Origin of the sequence: Adlercreutzia equolifaciens (assembly GCF_029076695.1) — a bacterium.
GTDB classification, from domain to species: domain Bacteria; phylum Actinomycetota; class Coriobacteriia; order Coriobacteriales; family Eggerthellaceae; genus Adlercreutzia; species Adlercreutzia equolifaciens_A.
In genome coordinates, this window is the sequence record NZ_JARFIK010000321.1 from 1 (window position 1) to 307 (window position 307).

Annotated in this window: 1 protein-coding gene; it reads right to left on the reverse strand. The window is 54.7% G+C overall.

What is annotated here, in order from left to right:
- Positions 1–307, reverse strand: a 307-nt coding sequence (locus PZH32_RS12575; RefSeq protein WP_275208583.1) for a hypothetical protein, incomplete at both ends; no start/stop codon positions are given.

Consider the following 307-nt stretch of genomic DNA (forward strand, 5'->3'; position numbering starts at 1 on the left):
AAACAAAGTCCTCATCCGCATAGTTGGTGGCGTTCTCCGGATCAACCTCGTACACTGTCAGGTTGTTAAAAGTGGCAGGCGTAACGGTAAAGGGAAGAGCGATCTCGCCGCCAGCGTAGGGGCCCTCTACGGCAGTAACAACAGCCAGATACTTGCCCGGGTAGATAACCTGATTCACCTGCTCGCCCTTGTTGCCCTGGGCATCGGCGGTGTCGTAAGTCAGGGTATAGCCCTTCACCATCGTATAAGAGTTTGCAGTGGCCGCAGTGCCATCAACGGTATCGCCAACCTTAACGACGTTGGCAAC